General features: G+C 69.8%; 8 protein-coding genes and 2 pseudogenes. 7 read left to right on the plus strand and 3 right to left on the minus strand.

The genetic code is table 11. From position 1 onward, the window contains the following. Positions 1 to 223 precede the first annotated feature (223 nt). A pseudogene (istA, locus tag ABZ836_RS24435) lies at positions 224 to 1,703 on the plus strand (IS21 family transposase). On the opposite strand, the gene ABZ836_RS24440 reads toward istA, so the two are convergent. Further along, positions 1,683 to 1,982: a hypothetical protein gene (locus ABZ836_RS24440; RefSeq protein WP_356133538.1), complete on the minus strand. Its 300-nt coding sequence runs from the start codon at positions 1,980 to 1,982 to the stop codon at positions 1,683 to 1,685. The pseudogene istA and the gene ABZ836_RS24440 overlap by 21 nt on opposite strands. A 136-nt stretch (positions 1,983 to 2,118) precedes the next feature. Here ABZ836_RS24440 and istB point away from each other — a divergent pair. Both istB and ABZ836_RS24450 read left to right on the plus strand, forming a co-directional pair. Then, positions 2,119 to 2,909, plus strand: a pseudogene (gene istB / locus ABZ836_RS24445) (IS21-like element helper ATPase IstB). 457 nt (positions 2,910 to 3,366) lie between these two features. Further along, complete coding sequence (locus ABZ836_RS24450; RefSeq protein WP_361145415.1) at positions 3,367 to 6,720, plus strand: RHS repeat-associated core domain-containing protein; 3,354 nt, start codon at positions 3,367 to 3,369, stop codon at positions 6,718 to 6,720. Between the two features lie 469 nt (positions 6,721 to 7,189). Here ABZ836_RS24450 and ABZ836_RS24455 read toward each other — a convergent pair whose 3' ends face one another. Then, positions 7,190 to 7,600 carry a hypothetical protein gene (locus ABZ836_RS24455; RefSeq protein ID WP_356133540.1) on the minus strand — a complete coding sequence of 137 codons (411 nt, stop codon included), beginning with the start codon at positions 7,598 to 7,600 and terminating at the stop codon, positions 7,190 to 7,192. A 439-nt stretch (positions 7,601 to 8,039) separates the two neighbouring features. Between ABZ836_RS24455 and ABZ836_RS24460 the strand changes: the two genes are divergently transcribed. The 4 genes from ABZ836_RS24460 (at position 8,040) to ABZ836_RS24475 (ending at position 15,082) form a co-directional block, all read left to right on the plus strand. After that, positions 8,040 to 8,210 carry a hypothetical protein gene (locus tag ABZ836_RS24460; protein ID WP_356133542.1) on the plus strand — a complete coding sequence of 57 codons (171 nt, stop codon included), beginning with the start codon at positions 8,040 to 8,042 and terminating at the stop codon, positions 8,208 to 8,210. A 336-nt stretch (positions 8,211 to 8,546) separates the two neighbouring features. Beyond that, entirely contained in the window at positions 8,547 to 8,828 is a 282-nt protein-coding gene (locus ABZ836_RS24465; protein ID WP_356133544.1) for a hypothetical protein, read from the plus strand. Positions 8,829 to 8,833: 5 nt separating this feature from the next. Beyond that, a complete protein-coding gene (locus ABZ836_RS24470; RefSeq protein ID WP_361145420.1) occupies positions 8,834 to 13,792 on the plus strand; it encodes an SDR family NAD(P)-dependent oxidoreductase in 4,959 nt (1,652 codons plus the stop codon). Positions 13,793 to 13,870: 78 nt separating this feature from the next. Then, positions 13,871 to 15,082 (plus strand): geranylgeranyl reductase family protein, encoded by a 1,212-nt coding sequence (locus ABZ836_RS24475; protein WP_361145423.1) that lies wholly within the window; start codon positions 13,871 to 13,873, stop codon positions 15,080 to 15,082. Positions 15,083 to 16,194: 1,112 nt separating this feature from the next. On the opposite strand, the gene ABZ836_RS24480 is transcribed toward ABZ836_RS24475, so the two are convergent. Next, positions 16,195 to 18,747 (minus strand): Helicase associated domain protein, encoded by a 2,553-nt coding sequence (locus ABZ836_RS24480; protein WP_361145426.1) that lies wholly within the window; start codon positions 18,745 to 18,747, stop codon positions 16,195 to 16,197. Positions 18,748 to 19,555: the final 808 nt, after the last annotated feature.

Below are 19,555 nucleotides of genomic sequence, written 5' to 3' on the forward strand. Positions count from 1 at the left end.
AACGGCTCGTGGACGACGATGAGGTCCCTCGGACATTCCGATCATCGGGCCGGTGCGGCCGGCTTGTTGCCAGGCGGTTTTGGTGTGAGTCAGTGTCAGCGGACACGGCAGACTCCCCACTGGCGGTCAGTTAACCTCTCCGCTGGTGGACATGAAATCTCCCCAGTGACGGACAGTTGATCTCCCCGCGGACCCACCCAGCCCATCACGCACAGTGGGCGGGGTGAAGAGCGATGAGGGGATCATGGAGATTCGCGAGGCGTACGACCTCACCGGGAGTTACCGGAAGGCGGCCGAGCTGGCCGGCTGCGACCATCACACCGTGCGGCACTATGTGCAGTTGCGCGGGCAAGGGGTCGACCCGACCGAGCGGGCGGTGCGGTCGAAGCTGATCGACGACTTCCTGCCGAAGGTTGAGGAGTTGGTCGAGCGGTCCCGCGGCAGGGTCGGTGCCGACGCTGTTCACAAGAAGATCGCCGCGATGGGCTCCACCGGGACTGATCGCACCACCCGCCGCGCCGTCGCGGCGGCGAAGGAGTCCTATCGGGCCGGGAACCGCAGAGTATTCCGGCCCTGGATACCGAGCCGGCGGTGTGGCTGCAGTGGGACTGGGGAGAAGGCCCGCAGATCGACGGCAGACGCACCAGCCTGTGGTGCGCGTGGCTGGCCTGGTCCAGGTTCCGGGTGATCATCCCGGTGTTGGACAAGACCCTGCCGACGGTGGCGGCCTACCTGGACACGACGTTCCGGACGCTGGGCGGGGCCCGACCTATTGCCTCACCGACAACGAGAAGACTGTCACGGTCGAGCACGTCGCCCGGATCGCGGTCCGCAACCCCGAGCTGGTGCCGATCGCCCGCTACTACGGCACGGTCGTCAGATCGTGCATGCCCGCCGTCCCGGCCTCAAAGGGCGGCACCGAGGCGACGGTCCGGATCGCGAAGCGGGACTTGGTCTCCACTGCGGTCGACCTCCGGCCCGACTACGGTGACTTCTCCGAGCTGCAGGAGGCGTGCCAGGACATCACGAGCGAGGTGAACGGCCGGATCCATCGCGAGACCCGCAGGATCCCGGCCGAGCTGCTGGCGGAGGAGCGGCTGCGGCTGCACCCGGTGCCCGAGCAGCCGTTCACCGCCGCGTTCGGCGAGACCCGCCGGGTCGGCAAGGACTCCACGATCTCCGTCGAGTCGGTCCGCTATTCGGTCCCGCACCAACTCGTCGATGATCGGGTCTGGGTCCGCTTCCACGGCGACGAGCTGATCGTCACCGCGATGGCCGCGAGCAGCGCGGTCGAGGTCGCCCGCCACCATTGCTCGGCGCCGGGCAGTCCGCGGATCGCGGACGAGCACTACCCCGACGCCCCGCGCGGCCAGCGCACGCCGAAGCCGACGAACTCGGCCGAGGCCCAGTTCTTGGCGATCGGCCCCGGGGCGGCGGCCTGGCTGGTCGAGGCCGCGGCGACCGGTGTCCGCCGGATCAGGGCGAAGATGGCCGACGCTGTCGCGCTCGCCAAGCTCCACGGAACTGCCGAAGTAGACCGCGCACTCGGGACGGCGGCGACGGTCGGACGGTTCGCCGACAGCGACCTGCTGTCGATCCTCGGCCACCAGGGCGAACACGATCACGTCGAGCCAGTCCGCCGCAGCGAAAACCACAGCCTGCAGCCGGGCACGTCCGCCTGGTCAGGCTTCGGCTCGGCCTGAGCCCTCGGGCTCCTCTTCGACCAGGCCGCTGGCGAAGGGGAAAGCCTCCAGGAACTCCCGCCGACCCGGGTCCTGCTCGGCCCCGGCCAGGCCATGGAGCACGGTCAGAAGCTGGTCGCGCTGGTCCTGCGGCAGCCGCGTCAGCACCCAACTCACACTCTCCATCATCTTCACCGCGGAGTCGGGGTCCACCTCGTCGTCCTCGCAGCTGTCGAGGAACCAGACAACGTCGACGACGAGTCCGGCGAGAACGGGCACCAACGGGTCCGTGTCAGTCATCCGGGCAACCTATCTGACCCCCGTGACAGCAACTCATCACCTCGGCCGACGGTCATGCCACGTCGGCCTCGATCAGAAAGAGAGCACCTGCTCCATGAACGACAGTCCTGCCCAACCGGCCGCGACGCGGCCGCGCATGCAAGCACCCGCCTCCGCGGTCGTCGCGACGTCCGGCGCCGTGTTCGACGAAGCCATCGCGCTCACCCGACGGCTTACAGTTTGGACATCCGCCGGGCGATGGCCGAGATCATCCCGACCGCGAAGGCCCAGCGGTGGGATCCCGCCGAGATCGCCCGGGCCCTACTCGCGGAGGAGGCCGCCGGCCGCGACGCCGCCAACCTCCGCACTCGTCGAACCCGCGCGGCGTTCCCGACCGGCAAGACCTTCCACATCTGGAACGAGGAAGCGTCCTCGATCCCGGTCCCCACGCAGTCCGCCTTGCGAACTCTGGAATGGATCGGCCGGCGCGAGAACCTCTGCGTCGTCGGACCCTCCGGCACAGGAAAGTCGCACTTCAGCGAGGCGCTCGGCCAGTCGGCGGTCGACGCCGGAATGACCGTCGCCTGGTTCACCATCGAAGACCTAGGGGCCCTGCTTCGCCGTCACCGCGTCGACGGCTCCGTCTCGAAGGCGATCACCCGGATCACCCGAACCGACTTGATCATCGTCGACGACATAGGGCTCCTCCCGGTCTCGCCGGACGCCGCCGAGGGCTTCTACCGCCTGGTCGATGCCGCCTACGAACGGCGGAGTCTGTCCGTCAGCAGCAACCTTCACCCGTCCGGATTCGACGAGATCATGCCCAAGACCCTCGCCACCGCGACCGTCGACCGGCTCCTGCACCACGCCCACGTCGTCGTCACGCAGGGCGACAGCCACCGCCTCGCCGAGGCGACCACCGGACGAGGCGTCGTCCCACTCGACTGACCTACAAGCGACAAGATCAGCTGTCCACCGGGGACTTTCAGCGTCCACCAGTGGGGAGATCAACTGTCCGCGAACGGGGAACTTCTACTGTCCCTTGACATCTGGGCATTCCCTCAAGACCAGGTGCAGTGCCGCTGTGATGGCCATGCCGGTCAGGAGTGATGGCTGCGTGACTCATGGCGTCGACATCCGGTCACTTCCGCACTACTCGTTTTCACGGGCATATCGGTACTTTCTTCGCTGAAATCACTCTCTTCCCCGATTCCCCGGGAGTTTCACAGCGTCTTGGATTCGCCCGTGAGTTCGATCAATTCGCGGGCACGGACCGGCGGCATGTGCAGAACTCGTGACAGCTTCTGGAGCGTCCGGCGGTCGCTGGGACCGACCGGAGTCTGTGTGGGGGATGTTCATGCATTCGCGTGCCACGGGCACGCCGTTTCGGCGTGCCCGCAAGAACATGAGACATGGTGTCGTCGCCGCGCTGACGGTGCTCACGGTGGGGGTGGCGGGGCTGCCGGCCGTCGCCGCCCCGCCTACGAACGGCGCGGCAGCGGAGTCGGTGTGGGGGAAGAAGACGGACCGGCCGGAGATGCCGCCCGTGAAGGTCGGCTCCAACAGGCCCGTGGAATCGCAGGCCGGGGCGAAGCCCACCAAGGACGAGGCGGCCTGGGAGGCGGAGCAGAAGGAGCGGGCCCGCGCCGGAAAGAAGGCGGACGGCTCGAGGGCAGAGGCCCCCTCCACGGACGTCACGCCTTTCAGATTCGTGCCGTACGGGCAGGGCGCGATCCCCTGGCACCAGATCTCCGACTTCAGGATCACCGACTCGCTGGTCGCGCGCATCAACCTGTCCAACGGCAACCTGATGCTCGCCGCGACCGACTTCGAGATCGCTGGCGTCGGACAGAAACTGCGCCTGGCCCGCACGTACAACTCTTTCGACGCCCCGTGGGGCAAGGTCTCCGACCCGTGGTGGCAGGAGTACGAGCGCTACCTCGACCTGTCGTTCACATCTTCGGTGATCTTCTACGACGCCACCGGCGCCACCGTCGATTTCAACAAGAACTCGGACGGCACCTTCACCACGCCGAAGGGCTACTCCAAGGACCTGAGAAAGAACAGCGACGGCACCTACACGCTGACCGACCGCAAGTCGGGGTCGAAGGACACCTACGACGCGAACGGCACCCTGACCAAGGTCACCGACCGCAACAAGGGCTCCATCACCGTCGATCAGCACGACGAGGGTGAGGAACACAAGGGCTTCAAGGTCACGGAGACCCGCTCGGGCCGGTGGGTCGACCTGGTCAAGACCTACCCGAACCAGTGGCAGGCCAAGGACCACACCGGCCGCACCGCCGTGTTCGACCTGGACGCCGAAGGCAACCTGACGCGGACGGCGGACACCGAGGGCAAGACGACCGAGTTCCGGTACGATTCCTCCCGCCGGCTCACGAAGATCATCACACCGGAGGGCCGGGTCACGGTCTTCACCTACGACGACCAAGACCGCGTCACCTCCATGCTGCGGGCGACCGAGTTCGACGCCTCCGGGCACACCGGGCCGACCTACACCTACGACTACTCGGGCGAATGGGCGTCCGACGCGGGCACCACGACGGTCACCGACCCCGAGAACCACGACACACGTTACGAGCACGACGGAGACGGCCGGGTCACCAAGGTGACCGACGCCCTCGGCCACGAACGCTCCAAGAAGTACGACGCCAACAACAACGTCAGCGAGGCCGCCGACGCGATGGGCACCGGGGGCGTCGGCAGCAACGTCACCAAGTACGGCTGGGACCCCCGCAACAACCCCACCTCCGCGGAGCTCCCCACCGGAGCGACGGCGTCCGCCGCCGGCTACCAGACGATCTCGGGAGCCGATCTCCCCGGCACACTGACCACCCCGGACGGCGACAAGACCCAGTACGGCTACGACACCGCCGGCAACACCAAGTCCGTCGCCGTGACCGGAACCGGCGGAGGCACGCAGACCTTCGACTACAACCCGGCCACTCCCACCTGCGGCGGCTTCGAGGGCCAGCGCTGCAAGGCCACCACGAAAATGAGCTCCACGAAGTCGGTGTCCACCGCCTTCACCTACGACGCCAAAGGCAACCTGCGCAAGGTCACCCCGCCCGCACCCCTCGGCGTCACCACCTACACCTACGACGACCTCGGCCGGATCCGGACCGCCCTCGACGGGCGCGGGGTGACCGTCACGTACGAGTACGACGAGCGCGACCGCGTGGTCAAGGTCGACTCCTCCAACTACCTCACCGTCACCTACCACTACGACGGCGACGGCAACCTCGTGCAGCGCTCCGACAGGGCCGGTGTGATCGGCTACGACTTCGACCCGCTGAACCGGGAGACGATCCGCACCCTGCAGGACGGGTCCCGGACCATCCTCACGTACACGCCGGCCGGCAACGTCGACACCTACGAGGACCCCGCCGGTCTCACCGACTACACCTGGGACGCCGTCAACAACCTCGTCGAACTGAAGACGCCGGCAGGCAACGTCACCACGTACGAGTACGACAACAACGACGTCCGCAAGAAGACCACCTACCCCGGCGGCACCGTCCAGGAGGTCACGCTGGACGAGTCCTCGCGGCCGGAGCGCATCAAGGCGACCTCGCCGAAGGGCACGCTGGTCGACCTCGCCTACTCCTACGCCTACTCCGGCGCCAACGCGGGCGGTGACGGCAGCAAGATCCGCACCAGCACCAACGCCGTCACCGGCATGAGGACCAGCTACACCTACGACGGCGCCGGCCGCTTCTCCTACGCCAAGGAGGAGAAGGGCACCACACTCAACTCCTCCTGGCAGTACTGCTACGACCTCGCCGGCAACCTCACCTCCCAGGGCGTCGACCCCGGCTGCCCCCGCGGCACCACCTACACGGTCAACGACGCGCAGCAGATCACCGCGAAGAACGGCGACACCACCAACTGGTCCTACGACAAGCTCGGCAACGAGACCGCCGGCGCCTCCACCCCGGAGGGCACCCGCACCGCCGAGAAGTGGTCCGACTACTCCCAGCTCACCTCGCTCACCGCCGGCGGCACCACCTACGCCGGCCAGTACGGCTCGACCGACCAGAGCGAGCGGATCCGCCTCGGCGACACCTTCTTCCACAACGGCCCCCTGGGCCTGTCCGCGAAGACCACCGGCGGCGTCGACATGGGCTTCAACCGGGAACCCGGGGGCACCCTCAACTCCATGACGACCGGGGGCAAGAGCTACTACTACCTCACCGACGCCATCGGCTCCGTCGTCGCGCTCACGGACGACACCGGCGCCAAGGTCAACTCGTACAGCTACAGCCCCCGAGGCGTCACGCGGGCCGCCACCACCGAGCAGGTCTCCCAGCCCTACCGGTTCGCCGGCGGCTACCAGGACCCCACCGGCCTCTACCACTACGAGGCCCGCTACTACGACCCCAACATCGGCCGCTTCACCAGCCCCGACCCCTCCGGGCAGGAGAAGAACCCCTACCTCTACGCCGAAGGCGACCCCGTCAACCGCATCGACCCCGAGGGCCTCAATGCGGTGAGCGCCATTCTCCTGGGCAAGGACCTCTGGGAACTGGGGACCGACGCCTGGAACGGCGACCAGCAGGCGCTGGAGGGTGACCTGGTGGGTACGGTCGCCGGCCTGGGAGCCGAGGTCGGCTGCATGTTCGCTGCGGGAGTCGCCGGTGCCGCGACGGCAGGAGTGGGTGGTGCCGTCGTCGCGGCAGGATGCGCCGTGGCCGGATCCTACGTCGGCGATAAGGCAAAGGACGCCTACGTGAACTGAACCGACCGCTGCCCCGCAACCGAGACCATGGACAGAGCGAAGGAGAATACGACGTGACCCTAGCCGCACTCTGGTTTCCCGACGGCACAGCAGGAGTCGTGCTGTTGCTGCTCGCCTTGGCCGCAATCGTTGCTGGAGTTGTCATAGGGCGGAGGAACGGACGGGGCTAGAGGATCTCGCTGAGGCCCAACAAAGGGCCGCGAGATCGAGGTCCTGTTTCTTCTCCTGCACGGGGGCCGCCTGCTCTGTAAGGCGGCCCTCTCCGTTCTTCCCGCGGTCTGACCGCGCAGAGATCGTGCCGCCCACCTTGCGGCCGGTGGTGGCCAGGCCGCGGCGGACGGAGTGGCCGGTGAGTATCACGTACTTTCCCGCCGGGCATGGACCGGCGCGCAGCCTGGCGACGAGAGGCCGGTACCCACTCAGGGTGCCGCCCTCTCGTCGTGCCGCGCGGTCAGCCGCGGCGATTCCATCACCGGCGCCGCTCCCCGGCGGACTCGGTCCCCGCAGCGAGGTCCGGCTCCGCCTGTTCCCATCCCGGCGCGACGCCGGGCGCGCCGGCCGACCCGTGGCCGCGGTCGGCCGAGGACGGCTGAGGGGTCGCCATCCGCTCCTCCCGCGCCGTCAGCGCCCGCAACGCCTGCTGCAGATCATCGATGCGCGCGGCCCGCTCGGTCAGCCGCGCTCGCAACTGCTGCGCCTCAGCCGCCGCCAGCTCGCGTGCGTGCCGTTCGGCGGTGAGCGCCTGGGCGTGCTTGTGCTCCAGGCGCTCCAGCTCGGCGCGCAGAGCGTCCGCCTGGTCCTCGCCTTCACCGCGGTCGGGGCTGGCGTCCTTCCCGGCCGGGGCCGCAGGCGAGGGGTCGGGCCGGGCGGGGGCGTTCACCTTGAACCCGGCCGCCAGCAGGTTGTCGATCGGGACCAGCCAGCCGCGCGTCGTCGTGGACAGCGTCGGGGAACGCTCCGGCTTCCCGGCGGCGGCGGATCATGGTCCGGCTGACACCGCACGCGGCGGCGGCCTAACGCTGGCTCAGCAGGGGACGGCTGGTCATGCGCTCATCTTCCCCCACGAATCACCCTGAGAGACGGGGAGGTCTGCACCCCCTCGGCGGCTGCTGACGTCCCGCGCCACCCGCACGATGATCTGTTTCACATTCTCTGAAGATGTGCAGGTCAGAGGAGGGTTGCAGGCCTAGCCCCTGCAACAGCGAACCTGATGCCGCCCTGTCCGGGACGTCGGTCCGAGACGTAAGGGCCGGAGAGTCTGCACTCTCCGCCGACCAAGCCGCACGCGGACTCCGCGTGCCTGATCCTGAGGGGGACTTATGTCCACGCTCGCCTTGCTGGTCATCCTGCTACTCGTGCTCGTCGGCGCCCACGCCGTCGCTGGCCTGTACTGCCGCCCTGCGCTCAGCGACCCTGTGGTGGCCGGGCTCACCGACCTTGCGGCGCTGGCGGCCGTGGTTGCGGTCGTTGTCAGCGTTGGCCAGCGGTGACCGGTACATCGTGCGTTAGGAGGTCCAATGGGAGGGCAGGACGACCGATGCAGAGGTAGGAGGGGGAGGAGTGGCCGCCTGGGCCCCGGCCGCCGGGTAGGCCGGCCACACCGGGCTGGCCGCCGTACCCCCGCCGTCCGCGGTACCGCAGCGATAGGCGACCGCACCGCCCGCCCGTGGCTGAGCGGGGGCAGCTGCTGCGGCGCGGTGGCTGAGCCCTGCGTGGTCGCTCCGCGTCGGTGCAGGCATCGTCGTGGCCCGGGCCCCATCGTCACGCCGCCGGCGGGGGTGAGGAGTCCACTGGGTGCTGGGCCCGTTGCTTCACTGGAGGACACGGTGCCGCCGGAGAAGGTCGAGCCGTCGAAGACCACGCTGCCGCCAGCGAAGGTCCCGCCGTTGTGGAGCACCCTGCTGCCAGCCCGCGTTGGCACGAAGGTGATCGTGCTACCGGAGAACGTGGCGTGGTCGAAGGCCACCAGCCCGCCGGAGAACGTCGTGCCGCCGAAGGCGACCCTGCTGCCTGAGAAGGCCGCGCGGCGGAAGGCCACCGTGCTTCCGGAGAGCGTCGCCCCCTCGAGAAGCACCATGCCGCCGGAGAAGGCGCACACATCCCACTGAACGATGTGGCACACACCTTGACCACCCGCCGCTCACCCGCACGGGAGCGGGCCGCCGTCGTTGCCTCCGGCCGGCCGGAACTGCTGGCGCGGCTGAAGGAACTGGCCTCCGGTGCACCCTCGGCCGTGGGCGTGGCCACCGGCAGGGCGGTGTCGGAAACCGCCCATGGGGTGGTGTGGGTCTTCTCCGGGCACGGATCGCAGTGGGCAGGAATGTGCCGTGGACTGCTCGACCGGGACCCGGAGTTCACCCGGGTGGTCGACGAACTCGAGCCGCTGGTCGCCGAGGAGTCTGGCTTCTCGCTGCGGGAAACCCTCCGCAGCCCCGACGTGGTGACCGGGTTCGACCGCGTGCAGCCGGTGATCTTCGCTGTTCAGCTAGGTCTGGCGGCGATGTGGCGGTCTCACGGCGTGAAACCGGCCGCCGTGATCGGTTACTCCATGGGAGAGGTGGCCGCGGCGGTGGCCGCGGGAGCGCTGGAGGTCCGCGACGCAGTCCGGGTCATCTGCCGCAGGTCGCGACTGATCCTGCGCACCGCCGGACGGGGCTTGATGGCGTCGGTGGCCCTCGGACGGACCGAGGTCGAGAGGCTGCTCGCGGAGCAGGAGGTGTGCGCGGTGTCCGTCGCGGTCGTCGCTGCGCCGGAGAACACCGTGATCGGCGGTGACGCCGACAGCGTCCGTCGCCTCGCCGCGGAGTGGGAAGCACACGGCGTGGGGATCCGCTTGATCGAGGTCGACGTGGCCTCGCACACGGCCCACATGGACCCCGTCCTGCCCGATCTGGCCGACGCGCTGGCCGAGATCACCGGCGGCACGCCGAGGACCACCTTCTACAGCACGGTCACCGAGGACCCACGTGAACGAGTCTCGTTCGACGCCGCCTACTGGTCGGACAACCTCCGCGGAGTGGTCCACCTTGCGGACGCGGTGCGGGCCGCCGCTGAGGACGGACACCGGCTGTTCGTCGAGATCGGCCCCCATCCCACACTGGTCCACCCGGTGCAGGCGACGCTCGCCGCACACGCGCCCGGCGCCACCGCGGTGGTGCCCTCCCTGCTGCGCGACACCGACGACGAGCTGGCGTTCCACACCCATGTGGCGGCGCTGCACTGCGCCGGGCACCCCCTGGACTGGGCCGCCCGCTACAGCGTGGGCGCCCTGGCCGACCTGCCGCCGATGACGTGGGAACGCAAGCGGTACGTCGTCGGCACCTCACCCCTCCGCCGCCCCGCAGCGGCCCCCGGCACCCCCGCAGCACATCCGCTCACCGGCCCTCACACGGTGGACCCCGACGGCGTAGGCCGCCACCTGTGGCAGACTCGCCTCACCCCGACCACCCTGCCCTGGCTCGGCGCCCACCGCGTCGACGACGTCGCCGTGGTGCCTGGCGCGGCCCTGTGCGAGATGGCGCTCGCTGCCGCAGGCGACCTGTACGGCGCCGGCCCCGGACGCCTGCGCCTCACCGGCGTCGAACTGGAACGGCTGCTGTTGCTGCCCGCCGCCGACGGCGTGGCGGTCACCGCCACCGCCGACACGACGGGCCCCGACACCGCCCGCTGGCGGGTGGTCAGCACCGACGCCGAAGGCAGCACAACCCGACACGCCCAGGCGCGGCTGCAACTGATACCGGCGCAGGAGACCGCCCCGCGCGGCTGCGACCCGCAGCAGTTGCTGGACCGGTTCCCACAAGCACTGGATCCGTCGGACGTCTACCGGCAGATGCGGGAGGAACGCGGCGTGCACCACGACACGCCCTTCCGCGGCCTGCGATCCCTGCACACCGACCAAGCTCCAGCGGACCGGCCGGGAGCCCGCCTCCTGGTCCGCCTCCGGGTGCCGGACGAAGGCCGGGCCGGCGCACAGGCACTCCACAGCCATCCCATCGCCCTGGACAGCTGCCTCCAGGCCGTCGCAGGCGCCGTCCTACGCACCGGCACCGTGCCCGCCGGAGGCATCCTGCCCCGGCACATCAAGGCGCTACGGCTTTACACCAAAGTCCCGCTCCACGGCTACTGCCTGGTCACCCTGACGGGGACGGACCACGACCGCTACACCGCGGACTTCCGGCTGTGGTCCGACGACGGGACCGTGGCCGCCGACGCCATCGGGGTGGAGTTTCATCCCGTACCCGCCGAGAGCGCCGAGGCACGCTTTGACCGCCGCCTGCTCCGCACCGTCTGGGAACCCTGCGAGCACCCAACGCCCCAGGCCGCGACCGGAGGCTGGACCCTCCTGGCGGAACCTGGGAGCACGACGTTCGCGACCGCGCTGGGCCGTGCCCTGGAGCAGAGGGGAGCCACGGTAGACCTCCTGACACCCGACGTGGACGGCATCACAGCGCCTCTGCCCCACGGAACGAGCGCGCCGGTCCGCCAGGCAGTCGTGTACCTGCCCGAGCCCGGCATCGATTCCCCCACCCCCGACGGCCTGGCACTGCGGCAGGTCTCCCGCCTGACCGAGGCCGCCCGCGCACTGACGAACACCGCGGACACCGGAGCAGCGCACCGCCTGTGGACCGTCACCACCACCGCCCAGAAGGTCACCCCCGAGGACAGGCCCGACCTGGGACAGGCCGGACTGCGCGGACTCGTGCGTGTCCTGAGCTACGAGCACCCAGAACTGCGCCCCGCCGTTCTGGACATCGACCCACGGACATCGGCCGCCGAGGTCGCGGTGGAGCTGCTGTCCTGCCCGGACGAGCAGGACGAAGTCGCCCATCGGCACGGAAGACGTCATCTGGCCCGGCTGCGCAACACCCCGCTCGACGAGCGCGACCAGCAGCGACGCCCCGTCGACCGGGCGCGCGACAGGGTGGCCCTGCAGCTCGCACGCCCCGGCGACCTGGACTCCTTCGTGTTCACCGCCCAGCCTCGCCGGCGCCCGGAACCCGGCGAGGTCGAGGTCCGTATCGACGCCACCAGCGTCAACTTCATCAACGTGCTGCAGGCCATGGGCGTCTATCAGCGCTTCGGCGTCGACGGAGACCCGACGGACGTCAGTGCGTTCGACGGCGCCGGCGTCGTCACCGCCGTCGGCGCCGGCGTCCGGGGCGTGCGCAAGGGCGACCGGGTCGCCGCGATGTTCGTGGACGAGACCCAATCCGCCCTCATGGCCTCCTTCGCCCATGTGCGCGCCGACTGCGTCCTGCCGGTGCCCGACGGGACGGGCATCGAGGACGCCGCCGCCCTGCCGTGCGCCTACCTGACCGCCTGGTACTGCCTGTGGTACCTCGCCCGGGTCCGGCCGGGCGAGAAGGTGCTCATTCACTCGGCGAGCGGCGGCACGGGCCTGGCCGCGCTGCACCTCGCGCGGGCCTGCGGAGCCGAAGTGTGGGCCACTGCGGGCAGTGAGGCCAAAAGGGACTTCCTGCGCGGCCTAGGCATCGAGCACGTCATGGACTCGCGCACCCTGGACTTTGCCGACCAGGTCCGCGAGCTCACCCGGGGCCACGGCGTCGACGTCGTACTCAACTCGCTGACCGGGCCCGCCCAATCCGCCGGACTCGAACTCCTCACCCACGGCGGCCGGTTCATCGAACTCGGCAAGCGGGACATCTACGCCAACACCCGCCTGGGGCTCCTGGCCTTCCGGAACAACGTGACCTTCGCCGGCGTCGACGTGCTCATGCTGATGCGGCAGGATCCGCAACTGATCGCCGAAGGCTACCGCGACCTGGCCCGCATGCTCGGGGACGGCACGCTGCCGCCATTGCCCGTCACCACGCGCCCCGCTGCCGAGGCACCCTCGGCGTTCCATGCCATGGCCTCCGCCCGGCACACCGGCAAACTCGTCCTGACCTGGCCCACCACCGGCGCCGACCACCTGCCCGTACGGCCGCAGGACGTCTCGGTGGTGCGAAGCGACGCCAGTTACCTGATCACCGGAGGGCTCGGCGGACTCGGCCTCCTCGTGGCCCGATGGCTGGCCGAACGAGGCGCCGCCGCCCTTGTGCTCACCTCCCGTAGCACCCCCGACCCTGCCATCCGGAACCTCCTCGACGACATCACGGCCGACTTCGGCACCCAGGTCGAGGTCGTGAACGCGGACCTCGCCGAACCGGGTGTCGCCGACATCCTCGTCCACACCGCCCTGGCCACGGGGCATCCGCTGCGTGGCGTCCTCCACGCCGCAGCCGTCGTGGAGGACGCCACCCTCGCCAACCTCACGCCCGCTCTGGTGGAGAAGGCATGGCGCCCCAAGGCGACCGGGGCCTGGCTGCTCCACCACGCACTGGAGGGCACCCCCCTGGACTGGTGGGTCACCTTCTCCTCCGCCGCATCCCTGCTCGGCAACCCCGGACAGGGCGCCTACGCGGCGGCCAACGCCTGGCTGGACGAGTTCACCTCCTGGCGCCGCTCCCAAGGCCTGCCGGCCACCAGTGTCAACTGGGGGCCCTGGGCAGAAGTCGGACGCGGAGCCGGGATGGCCGAACGCGGCTACGCCATGATCACGCCCGAGGAGGGCATCGTCGCCCTGGAACGCCTGCTCACCCACGACCTCGACCGTACCGCCTACACCCCCCTCGACATGGCGCGGTGGCTGGAGTCGTATCCCGAGACCGCCCACACCGCCTTCTTTGCCGAACTGGCCTCCTCGACGGCCGGCGTGGACACCGACGATTCCCGCAGCGCCCTGATCGAGGCTCTGCGGGAGACCGACTGCGCGCAACGACGTCACGACATCCTGCAGCCCAAGGTCGTCGACCACCTCGCCGCTGTCCTACGACTGGGAACCGACCGGATCGACGCCGACACATCCCTCGTGTCACTCGGCCTGGATTCCCTGATGGCGATCGTCCTGCGCAACCGCCTGCAACGCGAACTCGGTCTGGACATCCCCACCACCGTGATGTGGACGCACCCGACCGCATCCGCGCTGACCCGCTATCTTCTGGCCCGCCTCGGTCTCGGCCCGTCACCGGACGGGGCAGGAACCGGGGGGCAGGCAGCCGTCACGCCGTAGAACGACACCTCGTAGACCCGTCCACGACGGCGGACCCCGTCCGATCCACCGTTCCGCACCACGGAAGGCGACCGCTCCATGCCTCCTCCTCCCGCTTCCGCCCCCACCCGCACCACGGGCACCTGGGACGTGATCGTCGTCGGAGCCGGCCCGGCCGGCGCCACCGCGGCCCGGGTCGCCGCCGAGAACGGTTGCCGGACACTGCTCTTGGAACGCGCCGCCATCCCCCGCTACAAGACCTGCGGCGGCGGCCTGATCGGCGCGTCCCTCGCCGCCCTGCCCCCCGACCTGAACCTGCAGGTGCACGACACGGCCGGCCGGTTCACCTTCTCCCACAACGGCCGCAGGGAACGCACCCTGACCTCCGCGTCCCCGACCATCGCCATGGTCTACCGCAGCGAACTCGACGCGGCACTGACCGAAGCCGCCGCTGGAGCCGGCTCGGAGGTCCGGGACAGCACCGCCCTGACCGGACTGGAACAGCACGGCGCAACCGTCACGGTGAGGACCAACCGCGGAGACACGCTGCACGCACGGGCTGTCGTGGGCGCCGACGGCAGCGCCAGCAGAGTGGCACGGTATGTCGGGGTCCGGTGTGCACAGGTCGACCTCGCACTGGAGGCCGAGGTGCCGGCGGACCAGCGGACGGCCGACCTGTGGCGAGGCCGCCTCCTGATGGAATGGGGACCGCTGCCCGGCTCCTTCGGCTGGATCTTCCCCAAGGGCGACGTCTGCACCGCCGGCGTGGTGGCCGCCCGCGGCAACCCCGCCGCCCTACGCGCCTACAAGGACTCTTTCCTCGCACGCCACGGGCTCGCCGGCGTCCGTCCCCTCAACGACACCGGACACCTGACCCGCTGCCGCCGCCCCGACTCCCCGTTGTCCCGCGGACGCGTACTGGTCGCCGGTGACGCCGCGGCCCTCCTCGACCACTGGTCCCGGGAAGGCATCTCCTACGCCCTGCGCTCGGGCGACCTCGCGGGCCGCGCCTGCGCACGCATCGTCTCCGCCGCCGACGAGGCCGAAGCAGACGCCGCCACCGACACCTACGGACGGCAGATCAGCGACGTCCTCGCTCCCGAGATGCACGCCAGCAGCACCCTTATGCACCTCTTCACCCGCAATCCCGGCCTCGTGCACACTGCCCTGACCCGCCTGCCCCCGGCCTGGCGCCGCCTGGACGCGTACATCGCAGGCAGCACCAGCGTCGCCGGGATCATGTGCACCCCCTTGGCCCGCGGCGCCACCGCCCTGGCCGCCCGTTTCCCCTCCACCCCTGCGACCACCTGACTCGGCCGGGCGGCACCACAACGGCATCAACACACCGACCGAGACAGCAGGTAAAGTGCCTCGCCATCGCTCAAAGCCGGACCACTACCTCCAGTCGTTGCGGGACAGGATGTTGGTGACGCAGGCCGATGCCGGCGAAAGCAGGATGCTTCGACGGGCATCGGTCGGGTAACGTGCGGGCCATGTCGAGTCCTGAGTCGGACAAGGTGGGGGCCTTCGGTCACGCCGCACCGGTACGGGGAGCCGACTGCTGAGGAATGTGTGCCGGGGCAGACGGCTGAACGGGGTCAGTGCGTGCGGGATCGTTGTCCCGGGTCATGATATTGCCCTCCTGGGCAGAGAGATCAGGGTTGGCGGACACCTGCTGCGGTGTCGTCCGCGTGGGGGTGCTGCGCGCCGCGCGGTCGGCGGTCCTGCTGTGGCTCTCTGCCTGAGAGCGTCCCTGTGGGGTCTTGGCCCTGGCCCAGGGTGGCGTGTTCAGCGTAGCGGCGATCGGCGCGGGGGTTGTTCCCCCGCGTGCCTGATGGCTGGTCATCTGTACTGCGCTTCGGCGTGTGTTGGCTGGGACGGGCGGGACAGTGACAGGCCTCGGGTACTTGCGTCCCGTCGTGCCGGGCACGGCTTCTTCACCCTCTGGAGCGGTAAGCCCGGACCCGACAGCAGCCGGCCGAGAGGAAGATCCCGAGGCACGACGAAGGCATGACGCGTGGCCCGGGCCTTGCCCTCCTACCTGTAGCCAGCGCCTCGATCGCCCGTAGCGGAGTTGGCGACCTTGCGTCTACTCGCGCCGCCCTCGAACGCGGTTGGCGGCCCAGTGCGGATCGTGCGCGGGCATGGGCGCCCGTGGTTCGGTGGCCGGGGAGCGCAGGATGTGCCAGCTGGCGTGCGGCACGGGGTTGATCCAGTCCAGGACGGCGACGGCCTTACGCCCGGTCCCGGTTCCGGTTCCGGTTCCGGTTCCGGTTCCGGTTCCGGTTCCGGTCCCGGTTCCTGTCCTCTGGTGTAGCGGACCTGGTCGGACGTCCGGTTGCCTGCCCGCTGCCATGGGCGGAGTCGCCGGAGCAGATAGCCGGCCTTGAGCGCGGCGGCCGTGGTGTCGGCGACGCCCACCATCAGGTCCATCGCATGCCGATTGCGGACAGCAGTTCTACCCGCTCCGGTGTCAGCGTCGCCGCCCGGGAGCGCTGATTCCCGACCCACGCCCCGAGCTTGAGCTCCCTTTCCTCCTGGCCGTTGCTGCCGTGGACGGTAAGGCGCTCGATGTGTTTGCGGGGTACTCGGAGGTGTCCTTCGCGTTCGTAGTACTGTTTGGCGGCCTTGTAGTTCAGTGCCCATTTGTCGGCCTGTGTTCGGCGTGGTGGCGGTTTCTCGTCGTCGCGGGCGGGTTCGATGCCGAGGACCTGTTCGCACAGCCATTGCTGCACGGTGGTGAGTTTGTCCCAGCCGAGCCGGACCGCCCGTACCCACCGTCCGAGGTCCTCGCCTTGGAGCACGGCGTCGCCGGGCGTCGTGGGCAGTGGGTGGCCGGCGTCGAGGTGTTGGCGGACGAGGTGGAAGCGCCGCTGCCATTCCACCGGCCAGGCAGGGCACCATGACGGGTCGATGTCCTCCAGCTGCTCGCGCCGCGCGTCCGACAGCGCCCCGGCCGACGACTGAACCGGGAGGCCCTCGGCACGCCGCTGGTCGACCTCCTGTGCCTTGCGGGCGGCGGCCCGCTGGTTTTTCAGCCAGATCCCCACCCGGTAGCCCTGGAAGACGGCGTCGAGCGGCGCGAGGAGGTGCCCGTTCTCCTTGGCCCATCCGCGTGCGGCGGCGAGGCCTTCCTCCCAGGCGACGTCGTAGTGGCTCCACACCATGCCCAGTTTCTCCAGCTGGGTGACACGGTCGGCGTCCATGTCACCGCGGGCGTGGAACCGCCTGGCGTCGGCGATCCACTGTCCCAGCGGGAAGTTCGCGAGCGAGGCCGGCCACCCCTCACCCCCGCTGCCATCCTCCACCGCCTGGTCGTCGCGGCCGGGCACGCGGTAGGTGAAGGGCACGCGCAGGTCGCCGTGGAGCCGGTGGTAGATGACGGCGGCCTCGATGCCGCGCCGCCAGTGCTTGTGCTCGGGGTTGAGGACGCGCAGGGTGATGAACGCGGCCAGCTGCGCCGGGTCGCGCGGCGTGGAGAACTTCAGCAGCTGCCGGGCGGGTGCCGACGGGCCCCCGGACCCGTTTCCTTTGCCCTCGCCGTGGTTCTCCTGGTCTGCGCTGCGGCTCTGGACGCCTCTGACGCGGCTCTGGGCCTGCTGTTCGGCGAGTTGCTCCACCACCCTGGCGTCGTGTGCCCTGAGCGCCTCCAGGAGCTTCGCCAGTCCGCCGTAGGCCCGGGACGTGAGCATGTTGTCCGCCGTCTCGCCGGGCCCGAGCAGGACGGGCACGACGAGGGAGGCGACCTTGCCCTCACCCGGTTGCATGCGCAGCGCGCGGCCGACGGCCTGGACGAGGTCGGGCATGGAGCCGCGGACGTCGGCCCAGAACACGGAGTCGCAGTTCTTGGTGTCGACGCCTTCCCCGAGGACTTTCACCGAGCCGAGGAAGCCCTTCTCCACGACCGTGCCGTCCGCGGCGAGTCCGGACGCGAACTCGCCCAGCACACGGCGCCGGTGGCCCGGCTTGTGATCACCACACAGCCAGTCGGCCCAGATCGTCTTGGGATACAGCCCGGGCTCGGCGGCGTGCAGCCGGGCGGCAGCCTCCGGAAGACCGGCCGCGAACGCCTCGGCCTCCTTCACCACGTGGTGGAAGACGAGCGTGCGCCGGAACCCTTCCTCCGAGGACGCCTTGAGCAAAGCGGTCTGCAACGCGGCGAGCCGCGCCCCGCGGACCTCGTCCGAACGCCCCTCGGCACCCAGGAGCTGCGCCGCCTGGAGCTGCGTGTCGGTGATGTCCACACACACCACCTGATACGGCGCGCAGATCCCCCGGTCGATCGCCTCGGACAGCGTCAGCGTGAAGCAGCGCGCCCCGAACGGCCCGTCCGGATCGTCCTCCATCGACGCGACCAGCTCACCCGGCGCACCCCGCTGCTCCTGGTCCTCGTCCAGCTGCCACAGCCGCGGCGTGGCGGTCATGTAGAGGCGGCGCAGCGCGGGGATCCGCTGGTTGTCGTGGACGACCGCCCACGGCTTCCCGATGCGGCCCGACGTCCGGTGCGCCTCGTCCACGACGATGAGGTCCCAGCCGGGTAGGCCGGCCCGGTGCGCGCGCTCCAGCGTGCCGAGTCCGAGGGAGGCGTACGTGGCGAACACGGTGACCTTGTCGAACGGCCGTACCCAGTCGACCAGCTCCTTCACATCCGTGGTGCTCGGGAAGTGAACGTCCTCGCCCCGCAGAGAGGACATTCCGATCATCGGGCCGGTGCGGCCGGCTTGTCGCCAGGCGGTTTCGGTCTGGGTGAGGAGGTCGAGTGAGGGGACGAGTACCAGTACGCGGCCTGCGTGGAGTTTTTCCGTGCTGTGGGCGGCGACGCGGGTTTTCCCGGATCCGGTTGCCATGATTACCTGCGTTCGGAGCCCTCTTTCAGGCGTAAGCGATCTTGCAGGTAGTTGTAGAGCACGGACCACTGCGGCAACGGCTTCTTGCTGTGCCGCTTCGCGCTGATCGGTTCGGTTTGGGGTCGTCATGTCCGTCTGTTGTCTTCTGGGTTTTCGGCTGGGGTAGGGGACGGGAGGTCTGGACGTAGTTTTTGTGGGCGCGGCTGAGGTGAAACCGGCACCGGGTCGCAGTCTCGGGCCTGCAGCTGGAGCTGACCGTGCCCCGATCAGCTCCATACCAGTGGTGCTGCCCGAGTCCAGAGTCTATCCGCTACTGCAAAATGAAGCACACGGAACGCAAGAAGCTCCTCAACGTACGCGAAGCCTGTTGCGGCGGCGGGCACGGCGTTGAACCGGCTACCGGGGCGCCCCGCCCCGGTATGCACGTCCAGGTGGCGATCCTGCCCGCCGTCCTCTGCCTTCCTGGGGCGTGGTGTGGATAGCACTGGTGAAGCAGCGTCACCGTGAAGGCCATATACGAGTGACCACGACCAGCTTGTGCACTCGTAAGAGGAGAGGGAAGCCCCACCGGACAACGCTGAGGGGGAAGCACCGTAGAACCTGGGAAGGCTTGTCGTCAGCATCGAAGCCCTGATCCTGGACGCCGAGCAATATGAACGCCCCGGCCTCTCTCCAGCTGACTGTGTCCGCGTCAGCGGGCACTCGTGCAGCCTTAAAGGCGGGCAGCAGGGCACGCAGAGGCGGGGGAGCGCAGCGGACCCGCCTTTGCCGGCCTGGAGCGCAGCGGAAGGCCGGCTGCGGGACACAGTCCCGCAGCTCCGGGAGCGCAGCGGACGGAGCGTCAATCCCCCTGCGAAGCAGGGGGATTGGGTGGGCCGCGCAGCGGCCCACCTCCGCTCCCGCGGAGCGGGAGCGGAACACCCGCGCGGAGCGCGGG

This window comes from Streptomyces sp. NPDC047130 (assembly GCF_040643475.1).
Taxonomy (GTDB): domain Bacteria; phylum Actinomycetota; class Actinomycetes; order Streptomycetales; family Streptomycetaceae; genus Streptomyces.

Coding starts and splice junctions, on each gene's coding strand:
- ABZ836_RS24440 (WP_356133538.1), bottom strand. CDS start 1,982: ATGACTGACACGGACCCGTTGGTGCCCGTTCTCGCCGGACTCGTCGTC.
- ABZ836_RS24450 (WP_361145415.1), top strand. CDS start 3,367: ATGAGACATGGTGTCGTCGCCGCGCTGACGGTGCTCACGGTGGGGGTG.
- ABZ836_RS24460 (WP_356133542.1), top strand. CDS start 8,040: ATGTCCACGCTCGCCTTGCTGGTCATCCTGCTACTCGTGCTCGTCGGC.
- ABZ836_RS24475 (WP_361145423.1), top strand. CDS start 13,871: ATGCCTCCTCCTCCCGCTTCCGCCCCCACCCGCACCACGGGCACCTGG.
- ABZ836_RS24480 (WP_361145426.1), bottom strand. CDS start 18,747: ATGACGACCCCAAACCGAACCGATCAGCGCGAAGCGGCACAGCAAGAA.